Origin of the sequence: Actinomadura geliboluensis, assembly GCF_043197915.1 — a bacterium.
GTDB classification, from domain to species: domain Bacteria; phylum Actinomycetota; class Actinomycetes; order Streptosporangiales; family Streptosporangiaceae; genus Spirillospora; species Spirillospora geliboluensis.
Window position 1 is genome coordinate 118601 of record NZ_JBICUA010000014.1, and the last position, 13861, is coordinate 132461.

At 69.4% G+C, this 13861-nt stretch carries 16 protein-coding genes; 11 read left to right on the forward strand and 5 right to left on the reverse strand.

Features of this window, described 5'->3' with window-relative positions; genetic code table 11:
- Positions 1-114 precede the first annotated feature (114 nt).
- The 3 genes from ACGFI1_RS36945 (at position 115) to ACGFI1_RS36955 (ending at position 1661) form a co-directional block, all read left to right on the forward strand.
- The gene (locus tag ACGFI1_RS36945; protein WP_386868092.1) at positions 115-558 is read left to right on the forward strand and encodes an ester cyclase; all 444 of its coding nucleotides are present in this window, start codon (positions 115-117) and stop codon (positions 556-558) included.
- 85 nt (positions 559-643) lie between these two features.
- Positions 644-1015, forward strand: coding sequence for a DoxX family protein (locus ACGFI1_RS36950; RefSeq protein ID WP_392792163.1), 372 nt, complete (start codon positions 644-646; stop codon positions 1013-1015).
- Positions 1016-1205: 190 nt separating this feature from the next.
- Positions 1206-1661: a nuclear transport factor 2 family protein gene (locus ACGFI1_RS36955; protein ID WP_392792166.1), complete on the forward strand. Its 456-nt coding sequence runs from the start codon at positions 1206-1208 to the stop codon at positions 1659-1661.
- Between the two features lie 322 nt (positions 1662-1983).
- Here the strand turns inward: ACGFI1_RS36955 and ACGFI1_RS36960 are convergent, their stop codons facing one another.
- Positions 1984-2325, reverse strand: coding sequence for a DoxX family protein (locus ACGFI1_RS36960; RefSeq protein ID WP_138638289.1), 342 nt, complete (start codon positions 2323-2325; stop codon positions 1984-1986).
- A gap of 556 nt (positions 2326-2881) precedes the next feature.
- Between ACGFI1_RS36960 and ACGFI1_RS36965 the strand changes: the two genes are divergently transcribed.
- A complete protein-coding gene (locus ACGFI1_RS36965; protein WP_386868084.1) occupies positions 2882-3799 on the forward strand; it encodes a LysR family transcriptional regulator in 918 nt (305 codons plus the stop codon).
- Between the two features lie 129 nt (positions 3800-3928).
- Here the strand turns inward: ACGFI1_RS36965 and ACGFI1_RS36970 are convergent, their stop codons facing one another.
- Entirely contained in the window at positions 3929-4975 is a 1047-nt protein-coding gene (locus tag ACGFI1_RS36970) for a sigma-70 family RNA polymerase sigma factor (RefSeq protein WP_392792168.1), read from the reverse strand.
- 95 nt (positions 4976-5070) lie between these two features.
- Here ACGFI1_RS36970 and ACGFI1_RS36975 point away from each other — a divergent pair, with 95 nt between their 5' ends.
- The 3 genes from ACGFI1_RS36975 (at position 5071) to ACGFI1_RS36985 (ending at position 7663) form a co-directional block, all read left to right on the forward strand.
- Positions 5071-5727: a maleylpyruvate isomerase family mycothiol-dependent enzyme gene (locus ACGFI1_RS36975; protein WP_392792171.1), complete on the forward strand. Its 657-nt coding sequence runs from the start codon at positions 5071-5073 to the stop codon at positions 5725-5727.
- 294 nt (positions 5728-6021) lie between these two features.
- Entirely contained in the window at positions 6022-6504 is a 483-nt protein-coding gene (locus ACGFI1_RS36980; RefSeq protein WP_386868078.1) for an RICIN domain-containing protein, read from the forward strand.
- Positions 6505-6712: 208 nt separating this feature from the next.
- Positions 6713-7663 (forward strand): LysR family transcriptional regulator, encoded by a 951-nt coding sequence (locus tag ACGFI1_RS36985; protein ID WP_392792173.1) that lies wholly within the window; start codon positions 6713-6715, stop codon positions 7661-7663.
- A 167-nt stretch (positions 7664-7830) separates the two neighbouring features.
- On the opposite strand, the gene ACGFI1_RS36990 is transcribed toward ACGFI1_RS36985, so the two are convergent.
- Positions 7831-8520: an enoyl-CoA hydratase-related protein gene (locus ACGFI1_RS36990; protein ID WP_392792175.1), complete on the reverse strand. Its 690-nt coding sequence runs from the start codon at positions 8518-8520 to the stop codon at positions 7831-7833.
- 54 nt (positions 8521-8574) lie between these two features.
- Between ACGFI1_RS36990 and ACGFI1_RS36995 the strand changes: the two genes are divergently transcribed.
- Positions 8575-9150 (forward strand): TetR/AcrR family transcriptional regulator, encoded by a 576-nt coding sequence (locus ACGFI1_RS36995; RefSeq protein WP_386868072.1) that lies wholly within the window; start codon positions 8575-8577, stop codon positions 9148-9150.
- 118 nt (positions 9151-9268) lie between these two features.
- On the opposite strand, the gene ACGFI1_RS37000 is transcribed toward ACGFI1_RS36995, so the two are convergent.
- On the reverse strand, positions 9269-9862 hold the full coding sequence (locus tag ACGFI1_RS37000; RefSeq protein WP_392792177.1) for a CGNR zinc finger domain-containing protein: 594 nt from the start codon (positions 9860-9862) through the stop codon (positions 9269-9271).
- A gap of 98 nt (positions 9863-9960) precedes the next feature.
- On the opposite strand from ACGFI1_RS37000, the gene ACGFI1_RS37005 reads away from it, so the two are divergent.
- Both ACGFI1_RS37005 and ACGFI1_RS37010 read left to right on the forward strand, forming a co-directional pair.
- Positions 9961-11133, forward strand: coding sequence for an MFS transporter (locus ACGFI1_RS37005; protein WP_392792340.1), 1173 nt, complete (start codon positions 9961-9963; stop codon positions 11131-11133).
- Positions 11134-11278: 145 nt separating this feature from the next.
- Complete coding sequence (locus tag ACGFI1_RS37010; protein WP_392792180.1) at positions 11279-11689, forward strand: VOC family protein; 411 nt, start codon at positions 11279-11281, stop codon at positions 11687-11689.
- Positions 11690-11783: 94 nt separating this feature from the next.
- Here the strand turns inward: ACGFI1_RS37010 and ACGFI1_RS37015 are convergent, their stop codons facing one another.
- Positions 11784-12479, reverse strand: coding sequence for an RNA ligase family protein (locus tag ACGFI1_RS37015; protein ID WP_392792183.1), 696 nt, complete (start codon positions 12477-12479; stop codon positions 11784-11786).
- A gap of 565 nt (positions 12480-13044) precedes the next feature.
- Here ACGFI1_RS37015 and ACGFI1_RS37020 point away from each other — a divergent pair.
- Positions 13045-13758, forward strand: a complete 714-nt coding sequence (locus ACGFI1_RS37020) for a TMEM175 family protein (protein ID WP_392792185.1) — start codon at positions 13045-13047, stop codon at positions 13756-13758.
- Positions 13759-13861 lie beyond the last annotated feature (103 nt).

Here is a 13861-nt window from a genome sequence, read left to right on the forward strand (position 1 = left end):
CCGCATCGTGTGGTCGCGTCGGCACATGTTCCGAGACCGCCGCGCACATACGGCCAGATCTCACCGTAAGCCGTGGCGGCCACTGAAAGCGCATGGAAATCCGAGGAGAAACACATGTCGGCAAGCCAGACCGCAATCAACAAGGCGACGTGCAGCCGCGGGGTCCAGGTCGTCAACAGCGGTGATGCGGACCTCATCTCCACGACCTTCGACGAGGTCTTCCACCCTGACGTGCTGATCCGCACTCCCTTGCCGATCGGAAAGACGGGAGTCGAGGCGATCAAAGAGGTGTTCGCCAAGCTCCTCGGCGCCTTTCCGGACCTGCACGTCACGATCGAGGACGTGATCGCCGAGGGGGACAAAGTCGTCTCCAGTAACACCGTGAGCGGAACCCATCAAGGCGAGTACATGGGCATCCCGCCCACCGGAAAGGTCGTCACCTGGAAGGAAATCATGATCGTTCGATTCGAGGACGGGCGGATCGCCGAGAGCTGGGGGGTCGTCGACGTCCTCTCGCAGATGCGACAGCTCGGAGTGATCCCCGCAGGCCCCTCATGACCTGGCGGCCGAGGTCCTGAGGGGCAGCCCCCGGCTTCGACGAGGCTCGTGAAAAGCTTCTCACGCCAACAGAAAAGACCTTTTGGTGAACGTGTTCTTGTGGATCGTCCAGGCGCTCCTAGCGGCCATCTATGTCATGTCCGGCCTGGAGAAACTCACCCAGCCGAAGGACAAGCTGGCCGGCAAGTACGCCTGGGCGAAGGACGTATCTCTGGCAACGCTGCGATTCATCGGTGTCATGGAACTGCTCGGCGCGATCGGACTGATCGTGCCGGCCGCGATCGGAATCGCCCCCGTCCTGACCCCGATCGCCGCGACCGGGCTGGTGATCTTGATGCTCCTGGCGGTGGCCATGCACGTCCGTCGTAAGGAGCCATCAGGAGTGCCGGTCACCGCCATCTTGCTGGTGCTCGCCGCGTTCGTCAGCTGGGGACGATTCGGCCCGTACAGCTGGTGACCAGCCTGACCACCACCGTGTTCACGATCACCAGCCTGAACGCCCAGCACGCCGACCCCGCCGAACCGGCCCGGCACACCCGTCAAAAAGTCGCAGGCCATGTGGCGGGGTGGCATGCCAACTCACATTCCGAGGGGCTGTGTGGTCGTACCAATGAGAAGAGCACTCAGCGACATCAAGGAGGACATAGATGAGTGACTTTGCGGTCATCGCTGACCGCGTCCAGATCGAGGCGCTGCGCGCCGAGCACGTCGACGCGCCCATGCTCGGCGACTACGACCGTTTCGCGTCGTTGTTCACCGAGGACGCTGTGTGGCAGCTGCCCTTCGCCCACGTCGAACTCGTCGGGCGGGAGAATATCCGCGCCGGGATCGAACGGCTGCAGCATGCGTGGGAGTTCTGGGTGCAGAACTCGCACTCGGGAACGATTCACGTCGATGGCGACACGGCGACCGGCCGGGATTACGTCTTTGAGATCGGTCGCCAGCGCGACGGCAGGTCGGTCGTCATGTACGGCCTGTTCCACGACCACTACAAGCGCACCTCGGACGGCTGGAAGTTCGCCGAGCGCGTTCTCGAGCCCAGATACCTCGACACCACTCCGCTGACGGGCGGACCGCCCCAGGGATCCTGGGACGACCACTGATACTCCAGCCAGGCTGGGTGATGACATGGCTATTTGGCGGCTCGCCAGTGGCGGTGAACGTCGCCATCGGTACCAGGAACACCGCCAGTAATCCAGCAGCCAGGTCATGATTGCAGCACCGGCTCCCGCCGGGCCCCGCGTACCGTGGGGCCCGGCGTTTCCGTGCAGAATTTCGAGTTACCGTTCCGCTTCGCCGAGGCGCCACCCCTCCGGGGGTTATTCGGTCCGGAGTGCGAGTGGCTGGCGGCATTTCGTCGCGCACACGATGAACCCATGCGAAGAGCGAGAGGTGCCGGTGGGCTGTAATCGGCGGTGCGGTGGGTTAGGAGGTCACGACCAGGGTCGCCACGACCGGGGCCAGATAGAGCACCGGGAAGGGCAGGGTCTTGTACGAGCGTGCGCGCAGCACGGTGGCGATGGCGCCGAGGAAGTAGGCCGTCAGGCCGATCGCCGCGGCGATCCCGACCGCCGGGACCGCAAGGCCGACCAGCAGGCCGATCGCGCCGGCGAGCTTGGCGGCGCCCAGCCAGGTCCACCAGGTGCGGGGGACTCCGTAGGCGATGAGGGGCTGGACGACGAAGTCGGCGCGGCGCAGCAGGGAGATGCCGGAGAAGCCGACCCAGGCGGCGGTGGCGGCGGTGACGGCGATCAGGGTGGTGGACAACGGGGTCTCCTTAAGGTCAGCTATAAGGACGTTCACTTCTCCAGCCCCCAGACCGGCGGACGTGACAGCCACATCGGAAAAGTTCGAGTTAGTCAATGGTTCGCGTGAGGCGCGGCGGCTCGTCCGACCCGGTCGTGACCGCATACGGGCCGCCATGATGGTGCGGGCGTGCTCGGTGACCGGGTCGGCGGGCCAGGCCCATCAGGCGGCACGGCGCAGCCGGTCCACGTCGGCGTCATCGAAGCGCCGCCGGATCTCGCGCGCCGGGGCATGACGACGGACTGGTGGCCGAACCACACGTCATTGCCGACGACGCGCAGTACTTGCCGACGATCAGCCGCTCGGGACCGTAGGCGTAGAGCAGGTTGTGGTGCTCGAAGTCGGTCGCATGGTCTGGAGACAAGGGAAGTCCTTCGCAGATCGGTCGGCGTCGCAACGGGTCGGGGCGGCAGGGCGCAAGCGGCGGCCCGGGGCACCTTGTACGGGTCCCACCCTCCGTCAGCACGCCGTTCTTGATCAATGTGAACTTCGTAAACTGATCGATAACCCGGCTGTTATGGATCGGAACGAGGTGCGAGTGGAGCTGCGGGACATCGAGATCTTCCTGGCCCTGGCCGAGGAACTGCACTTCGGCCGTACCGCCGAGCGGCTGCACGTCTCCCAGGCCCGCGTCAGCCAGGCGATCAAGAAGCAGGAGCGCCGCATCGGCGCCCCGCTGTTCGACCGCACCAGCCGCAGGGTGCGCATCACCCCGGCCGGAGAACACCTGTACCGGGAGCTCAGCGCCGGCTACCGCCAGATCATGGACGGGATCGAGGCGGTGTCCGCCGCCGCCCGCGGCACCTCGGGGACGCTGACCCTGGGCGCCATGGGCCCGCAGGCCTGGATGATCCAGAAGGTCGTGGATCTGTTCCAGACCCGTTACCCGGCCGCGCGGATCCGCCACCGCGACATCAACCCGATCGACCCACTCTCCCTGCTCCGCTCAGGCGAGATCGACCTCGGACTGCTGTGGCTGCCGATCCGCGAACCGGGTCTCACCGTCGGCCCGGTCACGCACACCTCCGCGCTCATGCTCATGGTCGCCGACACCCACCCCTTCGCCGGGCGCGAATCGGTATGCCTGGAGGACTTCGGCGACTGCACCTTCATCTCGCCCAAGTCCGCGGTCCCGGCATACGTCGAGGAGGTCTTCCAGCCCTCCCACACCCCCGCCGGACGTCCCATCCGACGCGGGCCGCATGTCGCGAGCTGGCACGACCAGCTGACGGCGGTGAGTTCGGGACAGGCCGTCGCCGCGACCGTGGCCGAGGCCGCCCGCTTCTACCCCTGGCCCAACCTGGTCTACGTCCCGGTCCGCGACGCCCCGCCCTGCCGATGGGCTCTCGTCTGGCGCACCGCCAACGCAGGTCCGCTCCTTCTAGCCTTCGCCCAAACCGTCCGCGACCTCGACACAACCGACGCGCAAGAGTGACCCGGCCATCAACTCCTGCCCCGCCCTCGACCACCGGCACCGGTCGGCCGGTTCGCGTGCACTCTTCTCGGCCGTGAGTACGCGACCCGCGGCATGAGCGGGTATCCGGATGCGTGGCGGGGCGGCCGGTCAGGGAAGCGAGGCGGGCAGGTCGAAGGGGGCGAAGTGGTCGGGGCCGATGAACGAGGTGATGTCGGCGATCTGGTGGCCGCGCAGGGTGAGGACGGTGATCGACCAGCCGTGGTGCGGGCCGGCGTCGTCCCGGCCGAGGTAGAACGCCACGGCGGGCTGCCCGTTCGCGCTGGTCACGAGGTGCCGCCAACTCGGGCATCTGGTCATAGGGACCTGGACGGCGAAGTCGACGACCGCCTCGATTCCGCGGTACCAGTGCGGCATGGGCGGCATCGACCAGGTGACGTCCTCGGTGACGAGCGCGACCAGAGCATCGGCGTCGCCGCGTTCCAGCGCCGTGGCGAATCCGCTGACGGCCTCGCGTACTCGTGCGTCGTCGACCGTCCGCAGCGTGTGCTGCTGGGTCGGAGTGGGCACCTTGGCGGCGATCATCCGGCGGGCCCGTGCCAGAGCGGAGTTCACCGATGTGGCCGAGGTGTCCATCATGGTGGCGATCTCTGCCACGGAGAAGCCGAGGACCTCGAACAGCAGCAGCGCAGCCCGCTGGTTTCCGGACAGGTGCTGCAGCGCGGCCACGAAGGCCAGCTCGACGGCTTCGCGCTGCTCGTAGCGCGCGTCCGGGCCGCTCGCGCCTGGTGCGAGGCCCGCATCAGGATAGGGGCCCAGCCAGGCGACCTCGGTCTGCGGGGCGGCGTCGATCACGGCGAGGTCGCTGGAGGGCCCGAGATCGACCGGCATCGCGCGCCTGCTGCGGGACTTCACGGTATCCAGGCAGGTGCGGGTGGCCACGGTGTACAACCAGGTACGCAGCGAGCTGCGGCCCTCGAAGCGTGCCAGCCCGCGCCAGGCCCGCAGCAGAGCATCCTGCAGAGCGTCGTCGGCGTCGTGAACCGAGCCGAGCATGCGGTAGCAGTGGGCGTGCAGCTCCCGGCGGAGCGGGGCCACCAGGCGGGTGAACGCAGCGTCGTCCCCGTCGCACGCCAATGCCAGGTCGCCGCTCTCTGATACGGAGTCCGCAGCCGGCCCGGAAACGAATTGGCTCACAAGAGACGATTCTGCCGCACGGGGAAAGTCTCCTCTGCCGACCGGACTCACCCGTCCGCCCTACGACGTGGACTTACGACAGGAGAACATCTGACATGGCCGAGTCGGCACCGAAGACACACCCCCGCCGCGGGACGGGCATCTGGCCGTTGATCCACAGCGAGCGGGCGGCCCTGGCGGCCGACCTGGCGGAACTGACCGACGAGCAGTGGGAGACGCCGTCGCTGTGCGCCGGGCTGACGGTGCGGGAGGTGCTGGCGCACCTCACCGCGGGGGCGAGCCTGACCCCCGTGCGCTGGCTGGCGGGCGTGATCCGCTGCCGGTTCGACTTCGACAGGCAGGTGGCCATGCGGCTGACCGAGCAGATGGGCGCGACTCCGGCCGAGACGCTCGACCGGTTCCGCCGCGTCGTCACCAGCACCACCAAACCACCCCTCCCGGCCACGGCGATGCTCGGTGAGACGATCGTGCACGGCGAGGACATCCGGCGGCCGCTGGGCATTCGCCGCGCGTACCCGATCGAGACGCTCACCCGGGTGGCCGAGAACTACCAGGGCTCCGACCTCGTCGTCCTCGCCAAAGGGCGCATCCGCGGCCTGCGACTCGTCGCCGTGGACGGACCTTTCAGCACGGGCTCCGGGCCGCTGGTGTCCGGTACCGCCCTGGCCCTGACCATGGCGATGACCGGCCGCGCGACCTACTGCGACGAACTCGAAGGCGACGGCGTGGCGATCCTGCGCGACCGCTGCTGACCAGCGTGACCGTGCCGGAGGGCATGTAGGCGGATTCGCTACCTGACCCCCTCAGGTTGTCGCCGACAGTCCGATGGCCCGGTTCGACGGCCGTGGTGTCGAACCGGCCCCTGCGGCACCTGACGGGACGCCCGCGCCGCCGCCGACCCGATTGATCGGCGTCCTTGATCAATCGGGCGCGCATGCGGATCGCCGAACACTGCCCGACCGACCTGGCCTGGTGCAAGATCTCAAAACGGAAGCGGCGCGTCCTGCCCGCCGCTCATCCGGTTCTGCTCCCAGAGGAGATGAGAAGTGCTCACCACACGCGATGGACAAGGCAACCGCCCGCGCCGGCGCCTCGGCCGCGCCGCCGCCGGGGCGGCCGCGGTCGCGGCCTCCACGGGCGCGCTGACCTTCGTCGCGCCCGCGACCGCTCACGCCGATTCGATCCACTGGTTCAACAACCAGGCGACCGGCCGCTGCTTCAACTGGCCCAACTCCAACTGCGCCTACCCGGAGAACAACAAGATCAACGTCCATCCGTGGCGGGACGGCACCTACGAGCTGAAGTGGGTGCGCGGCGGCAACTGCTTCGACGACAGCGACGCCTACGGCTTCCGCCTGTTCCAGTGCAACTCGAGCAAGTTCCAGAGCTGGTACCTCCACCGCTGGAACGACGGCACCACGCAGATCAAGAACCAGGCCACGGGCCGGTGCGTGGACGACAGCTTCGCGTACGGCCTGCGCACGTACGCCTGCAACTCGACGGAGTTCCAGAGCTGGTTCGGCTGGTGATCGCGGCGGCGTGACGGGCGTCCCGGCCAGGGCCGCCGGGGCGCCGCCGCCGAACAGCCGTCTACGGGGGCGGCTCCCGGGCCTCACCGCGGCTCGGGAGCCGGCCGGCACGCACAGGGCAGGGCCGAAGGGGCACATCCACTACTTTTGGACATCTCTGACTGTTGGAGATGTCTCGATGCCCCCCACGCCGTCCGGTGAAGCCGGGATGAACGAGCGGTGGAACACCCCCGAAGCTGTGCGCCAGAACGCCCCCAGCGCGTACCAGCTCCACCTATTCCTGACGCTGGCCGACGAGCTTCACTTCCGGCGGTCGGCGCAGCGCCTCTTCATGTCCCAGGGGGCGTTCTCCCAGCAGATCAGCGCGCTCGAACGCCGCCTCGGCCTGCGCCTGGTCGACCGCACCACCCGGCGCGTGACGCTCACCCCCGCCGGGGCGGCGCTGATCCCTTACGCGCGCGCGGTCGTCGCCTCGACCGACCGCTTCCTCCAGGCCGCCCGGCAGCATCTCAACGTCGCCTCCAAGAGGATGGTGATCGGCGCGTTCGAGTCCATCACCGCGATCCCGCCCGTAGCATCCATGATCAAGGAGCTCGGCGACCGGATCGACGGCCTGGACATCCAGATCGTCCGCTCCGGGTTCGCCGGGGGCGTGCACGCGCTGTTCAACGAGGAGGTCGACGCGGCGTTCGTCGCCCTGCCCGTCCCCGAGGGGATCCAGACGCTGCCGCTCGCGACCGGCGAGCGCTGTGCGGTCATGGCCAGCACGGACCCGCTCGCGGACAGGGACGTCCTCTCGCTGTCCGACCTCTCCGACCGGCCCGTCATCGGGTTCTCGCCGGACGTCCCCAAGGTGTTCCAGGACTACTGGTCGGTCGACCCGCGCCCGGACGGCGCCTCCGTCCGCTACACGTCCCACCGCGTCACGGACTACGAGTCGGCGCTGGCCGCCATCGCGCTGGGCGCCGGCATCCAGCTCGTCCCGACCGTCGCCCGCGAGCTGTACCCGCGCCCGCACGTCTCCTACGTGCCGGTGGACGGCCTCCCACCGTGGACGATCGCGCTCGCGTGGCTCCCCAAGAACCGCGACAGCGAGCCCATCGCGACCCTCCGCGCCATCGCCCACGCCGCGATCCAGCTCACCCCGTCGGCCCCCTGACGGCGCGGGGCCTCAGGGGCGGGTGCAACGGCTCGGCTCACGCGTCCCGCGTGCGCTGCCCGCTGCCGGCAGTGCCAGAGCGATCGGGGAGGGGTTGCCGCTGCGGCGCGGCAGGGCGTGCTCAGCCACTACGACGCCGACCACGCTGCCGCGCCCGACCCGGAGCTTCACGGGGCGAGGGCCAGGTGCGCTTCCTTCAGGACCGCTTCGTCCTCTGGCAGGGCCCACTGCTCCAGGACGGAGCGGCGGGCGGCGTTGCGCGCCTCTACCGGCAGCCGCGCCACCGTCTCGGCCAGCTCCAGCGCCTCGTCCAGGGCCCGGCCGGGTTCGACCAGCCGGGTGATGAGGCCGTAGGAGAGGGCCTGGTCCGCAGGGACGCGGCGGGCGGTCAGCAAGATGTCGAGCGCTCGCCCCTGGCCGACGAGCCGGGGGAGCCGCACGGTGGCCGCGTCCAGGCAGGGCAGGCCCTGGGCCAGGTTCAGGGTGCCGAACTCGGCGGTCGTGGAAGCGACGCGCAGGTCGGCCCAGAGCGCGAGCTCGAACCCGCCGCCGAAGCAGTAGCCCTCGACGGCGGCGATCACGGGCTTGGCCGGAGGCGTGCGGGTGACCTGCATGGGCGGCGGGCCGTCCGCGGTCGGGACGGGGAACTCGCCCGCGGCCATGGCCTTGAGGTCGTTGCCGGCGCAGAACGTCCCGCCTGCGCCGGTGAGGACGATGGCGCGGACCTCGTCATCGCGTTCGGCGGCTGCGACGGCCTCGGCGAGGGCCTCGGCCATGGGGCCGTCGACGGCGTTGCGGCGGCCGGGACGGTCGAGGGTGATCAGGTGGATGTCGCCGTGGCGTCCGGTGCGGATCATGCCGCGGATACTAGATAGATCGATCTAGCGAGTGCAAGGGCTAGGCTGTCCGCCATGGGTTCCGACACGCGGGCGCGCCTGCTGGAGGCCGCGGCGCAGCTCTTCCGGGAGCAGGGGTACGCGGCGACCGGGCTGAAGCAGATCACGGCGGAGGCGGGAGCGCCGTGGGGGTCGCTCTACCACTTCTTCCCCCGCGGGAAGGAACAGCTGGGCGTCGAGACGGTCGAGCATTCAGGCACCCGCTACCTGCGCCTTTTCGACGTCGTGTACGAGCGGTCCGGCGCCGCGGACGAGGCCGTCCACGACATGTTCAGGCTGAGCGCCGAAGCCCTGGAGAAGTCGGGGTGGGCCGACGGCTGCCCGATCGCCACGGTCGCGCTGGAGGCGGCCACCACCAGCGAACCGCTGCGCCACGCATGCGCGGACGTGTTCGCCGGCTGGCGCGCCGCGACCGCGCGGCGGTTCGCGGCCGAAGGACTCGAATCGCCGGACGACCTGGCGACCTTCGTGTTCGCCGCGTTCGAGGGGGCCCTCATCCTGAGCCGCACCGGCCACGACACCGGCCCGTTGCACGTGACCGCCGGCATCGTCGCCGAGACGATCCGCCAACGCAACCGGAAAGCCCGGTGATCATCGCCGGGTTCGGCGACCAGTAAAAGTCCGGTCGAACACCGCCTTCACCGACGACGCCATGCTCGGCATGGTGCTGCGCCTGCGTGCCCAGGCGTGGCGAGATACGCCCGCCAGGTCACGACCGGCCGTTCTGCTGCTCCTCGCGGGTCTGCACGGCGAAGCGGGCGCGGCGGTGGGCCGCGACACGTTCGCGGGTTGCGCATTGGCGCGAGCAGTAGCGGCGTTCAGGTCCGCTGCCCTGGTTGATGAAGACGTTCTGGCAGCTGGGAGATGAGCAGATCCGGCCGGGCGTCCGCTGCCGGTCCCAGACCAGGACGGTCAGGGCCATGCAGGAGGAGGCGAGGAGCCACTGGCCCCAGGGAGCGTTGTCGTTGTGATCGAGGTGCGGATGCCAGGGCGTGCTGCCGTCGTGCGAGGTCAGGCGGAGCGGCCCGGTGTGCTCCCGCAGGAGGCGGTTGAGGACGCCGGCGGCGGCGTCGACGTGCTCGGCGGCGAAGACGTCGCGGAGCAAGGCGGCGGCCGCACGCATCTCGGTGATATCGGCGGCGGTGAGTTCCGCAGGCTCGGACTCGCCGTAGGTCTCGAGTACGTCGGCGACGGCCGCCGGGTCGGGGCGGTCACCGGCGAGGGCGTTGATGAGCGCGGCGGCCCGCCGGGCCATGGTCAGCACGGAATGGCGGGTGGACCAGTCGCCGGTATCGGGTCGCATGGACCGAATGTAACGCATATTGCTGTTTTTTGAGTTACCTCCGTATCGTTGCGCCGGTGAAGCGGCGCTACTCGTTGTACTCGTACCTCGCCGGGGCAGTGGCGGCCCGTCTCGGAGACGACATGTCCGGGCCGGCGCTGATGCTGGCGGGATTCGCCTTGACCGGGTCGAGCACGGATGCGTCCTCGCTCCTCGCGGGCATCACGGTTTCCGCCGCGGTCGGGGGGCCGGTCCTCGGAGCACTTCTGGACCGAGCGGGACGACCCGGCCGCATGCTGGGCGGAGCGATCGCGCTGTACGCGGCGGGCCTGGCCCTGATCCTGCTTGGGCTCGGCCACGTCCCGTTCACCGTCACCATCGTGATCGCCGTGGTGACCGGGCTGCTGGGACCGGCCCTGTCGGGTGGGTGGACCGCCCAGCTTCCCCGAGTGGTGACCGGCGACCGCCTGCCTCGGGCGAACGCGCTCGATGCCATGACCTTCAGCGCGGCAAGCCTGGTCGGCCCGGCTCTCACCGGCGTCGCCGCGGAGGCGCTGGGAGCGTCGACGGCCGTGGTGGTCTCCGCCGTGCTCATCGCCTTGGCGCTGCCGGCCGCGTGGAGGCTCCCCGCCCGTCCCGCCCGAGCCCCGCACGCCCAACCGGCCTCACTGATCAGCGACCTCGCCGCGGGCATGCGAGTCATCGCCGGGAAGCGCCTTCTGGCGCGAGCGACCCTCGCCTCGGTGATGTGCTGCACCACGCAGGGCATGCTGACCGCCTGCCTCCCCCTACTCGGTGAGCGCGTCCTGGGCGGCCCCAACCAGGGAGTGATGCTCCTGTCCTGCTCGGCGATCTCCGCCTTGGCGGCCAACGCCCTGCTGGCGCGGTTTCCGCGCGCCATCGCCCCCGACACGATCATCCGGGTCAGCGCGCTGGTCCAGGCCGCCGCGCTGGCCCTGGCCGCTGCGGGACGGCCGGCCCTGCTGATCGTGGCCGTCATCATCACCGGGATCGGCGAGGGACCCCAATTGGTCGCCTTGTTCGCGATCCGCCACCGGGAGGCCCCGGAGAACCTGCGCGGCCAGATCTTCACCACCGGCGCCAGCCTCAAGATCACCGGATTCGCGGTGGGAGCGGCGATCACCGGGCCGGCCGCGGCCTGGTCCCTCCCCGGCGCCCTGATACTCGCATCAGCCCTCGCGGTCGCGGCAGTCCCGGCAGCCCTCGCCATCCCCCTCGGCAACGTCGATGCCTGGAGGGAGGAACCGGCGGATTCCGGTCGGATGTCCTAGGGAATGGCGTTCGCGGCCGTGTGGGACGACCCGGTGTGGTGCGAGACGCTCGCCGGCCTGTTCATCGCCCCGATCGCCGACCGCCCAGTTTGTGGCATCGAGGGGAAATCGACCGCCTTGTTTGATCTTGTGACACGATCGCAGGATGCTGCGACTCACCGATTTCATCATCGACTGCCCGGACACGATGAAGCTGGCGGCCTTCTACTCCGAGGTGACGGGTCGCCCGGTCAAGGAGGGCAGCAACGGGGACTGGGCCGGTATCCAGTACGGCGAGATCGAGCTGGCCTTCATCCGTGTGGAGGACTATCGCGCCCCGCAGTGGCCCGACAGCGAGCACCCCAAGCAGTTCCACCTCGACTTTGAAGTCGACGACATTGAAGCCGAACAGGGCCGGGTCCTGGCTCTCGGCGCGACCCTGCAGCAGGACTTCATCCGCCCGGACGGCTACGGCTGGCGCGTCTACACCGATCCCATCGGCCACCCCTTCTGCCTCTGCCGCAACAAGGGCGTCATCTGGACCGACCAGGGTCTCGTCTGGCCCGAGCGCGACTAGATCTACAACTGACGATCACCGTTGACGCCTGGGTGTCTCCGGCCACTTTTGTTCACATCGCCGCGAGGTGGTGCGTGGGTCGAGTACGGCCGGTTCAGTGGTCTCGAAGGGTGGCCAGCGTGCGGGCCGCAGGCGTGAGCGCGGCGGCCAGGCGTTGGTGATCGGGTCCGGGTAGGCCGCCCAGGTCGTCATCAAGGTCGGCCAGTAGGTCGGCCACCACCTCGGCGGTGTCGGCGGCCGGGCCGAGTTTGCTGCGGGCCGCGTCCGCTCGCGGTGGGGTGAGCCGCTCGACCGCAGCGGCCAGCAGCCAGGGCGGTACCCCCGTCACCCCGCCGGGCGGCGGCACGAACGGCCGCGCGCCGGTGTAGCGGGCATCCTCGGCGAAGTCGGGATGCTTGACCTTCAGGACCGGCCGCGGTCCGCGTTCGCTCGTATCCCAGGATCCGGCGGGCTTGAGGACGTAGCCTTCGGCGCGGTTGCCGGGCAGTTCGGGGAGACCCAGCGCGCCGGGCACCAGCGTCGGGAAGTCGACCGTCAGCTCTCTGAGCTTCTGTCGGTGGCCTTGACTCAACAGCGGCACGCACTCCAAGCCGACACCGGCCATCAGTTCCGCCAGTTCTGCGCGGCTCATCCAGCGCGGTCCCGAGGAGGTGGCGACGGCGCCGTCGAACGCCATCCACACCAGGTCAGGGCTGTACCACACGCCGGTCTGCACGGGGCCGATGCCCTCGACCGGCGGAACCTGCGGGTGCGGATAGCCTCCGCCGGCCAGTTCCCCATACAAGATCACGTCGTGTCCCCGCCCGGGCGGCTGCGGCTGCTGCTGTCGCCAGTACCGGCCACAGGCGCGTCGCCCCGAAGAACGCCTCAAGGCGGTCCTCGTCCAACAGCCCGCGCCGCCCGACGGCTCGCGCCGTCCGACCATCGCTGACCAACGCGAGATGGGCGCCGTGCACCTTCTCCTCGGCCACCCAGCTCCCGCCGGGCAACGGCCCGCCGCCGAACCGCCGAGGGATCTTCGGATACCACACGGCCTGACCTCCGTTCCGCGCCCGGACGCCCTGCGATCCGGCCGGGACACTCTGGCGGGCAGCTTCTCCGACGCCCATCTGAAGATCAACTTGTTTTCAAACGTCCAGTTCAGAGGCTCCTCCTCCCGGGGAGCTCACCTTGGGGAGGACGTGCTGGTGTGGCTGGTGGCCGATGGGAGCGATCAGCTGGCGGCGCAGAGGCGCGAGCGATGTCGTAGGTCTCGGATGAGCGTGTGCGCGGACGCCGTCGCCGTGCACGCAACCGGTACTTCTGCTGGTGGAGTGGGGTAGGGCTCTTGTCGGGGACGAGGGCGGGGTGGGCAGATGGCTGACTCTTCGCAGCCGGAGGAGCAAGATGAGGCACCCGTGGCGGGGCCGCGTGGTGGTGCCAGGTTCGTCCGCACTGACACCGGCAGGGTGGAGGCCTTCAGCGACGCCGTCATCGCCATCGCGATAACGATCCTCGCCTTGGACATGCGCACGCCTGAACATGCGCCCGGCCATCTGCGGCAAGCGCTGCTGCATCAGTGGCCCGTCTATCTGGGGTATGTGATCTCGTTCGGTTACATCGGGGTGATCTGGCTCAATCACCACCAGGCGTTCACCCGCATCCGGACGGTCGACCGCGGCCTGCACTCGGCGAACCTGTTCTTGCTGCTGACCACAGCGGCACTGGCCTTCCCCACCGCTGTGCTGTCCGAAGCCATGCAGGAGGATGTCGACGGCACCGATGCCCGCACGGCCGTGGCCTTGTACGCCGTGATCGCCGCCGCCATGTGCGGCAGCTGGGTGTGGATCTATGCCCACCTCGGCCGCCACCCGGATCTGCTCAATGCCCGAGCCGAGCCGCACTACCTCCGGCACGGCCAGTTCCGCTCCTTGGCGGGGATTGTCGGCTATCTCCTCGGTGGCGCCCTGGGGTGGTTGGTCGTCCCCACGATCGCTCTTGGAGTGTTCCTGCTGCTGCCGGTCTTCTATTTCGTCACCAGTGAAGGGCTGCGCACTCCCAGCGGCATGCCCTTCCGAACGAAGCACTGACGGGCAGCCCAGCCGACGCGCGCCTGCGGGCAGCGGATCACGTAACCGTGACCGACAGGCCACCTCAGGGGCAGGATGCGGCGGGCCGTCTCACCGCCTCAAA

Excerpts from the sequence above, each read along its gene's own strand:
- ACGFI1_RS36945 (WP_386868092.1), top strand. The coding sequence starts at position 115 with ATGTCGGCAAGCCAGACCGCAATCAACAAGGCGACGTGCAGCCGCGGG.
- ACGFI1_RS36955 (WP_392792166.1), top strand. The coding sequence starts at position 1,206 with ATGAGTGACTTTGCGGTCATCGCTGACCGCGTCCAGATCGAGGCGCTG.
- ACGFI1_RS36965 (WP_386868084.1), top strand. The coding sequence starts at position 2,882 with ATGGATCGGAACGAGGTGCGAGTGGAGCTGCGGGACATCGAGATCTTC.
- ACGFI1_RS36975 (WP_392792171.1), top strand. The coding sequence starts at position 5,071 with ATGGCCGAGTCGGCACCGAAGACACACCCCCGCCGCGGGACGGGCATC.
- ACGFI1_RS36985 (WP_392792173.1), top strand. The coding sequence starts at position 6,713 with ATGAACGAGCGGTGGAACACCCCCGAAGCTGTGCGCCAGAACGCCCCC.
- ACGFI1_RS36990 (WP_392792175.1), bottom strand. The coding sequence starts at position 8,520 with ATGATCCGCACCGGACGCCACGGCGACATCCACCTGATCACCCTCGAC.
- ACGFI1_RS36995 (WP_386868072.1), top strand. The coding sequence starts at position 8,575 with ATGGGTTCCGACACGCGGGCGCGCCTGCTGGAGGCCGCGGCGCAGCTC.
- ACGFI1_RS37000 (WP_392792177.1), bottom strand. The coding sequence starts at position 9,862 with ATGCGACCCGATACCGGCGACTGGTCCACCCGCCATTCCGTGCTGACC.
- ACGFI1_RS37010 (WP_392792180.1), top strand. The coding sequence starts at position 11,279 with ATGCTGCGACTCACCGATTTCATCATCGACTGCCCGGACACGATGAAG.
- ACGFI1_RS37020 (WP_392792185.1), top strand. The coding sequence starts at position 13,045 with ATGGCTGACTCTTCGCAGCCGGAGGAGCAAGATGAGGCACCCGTGGCG.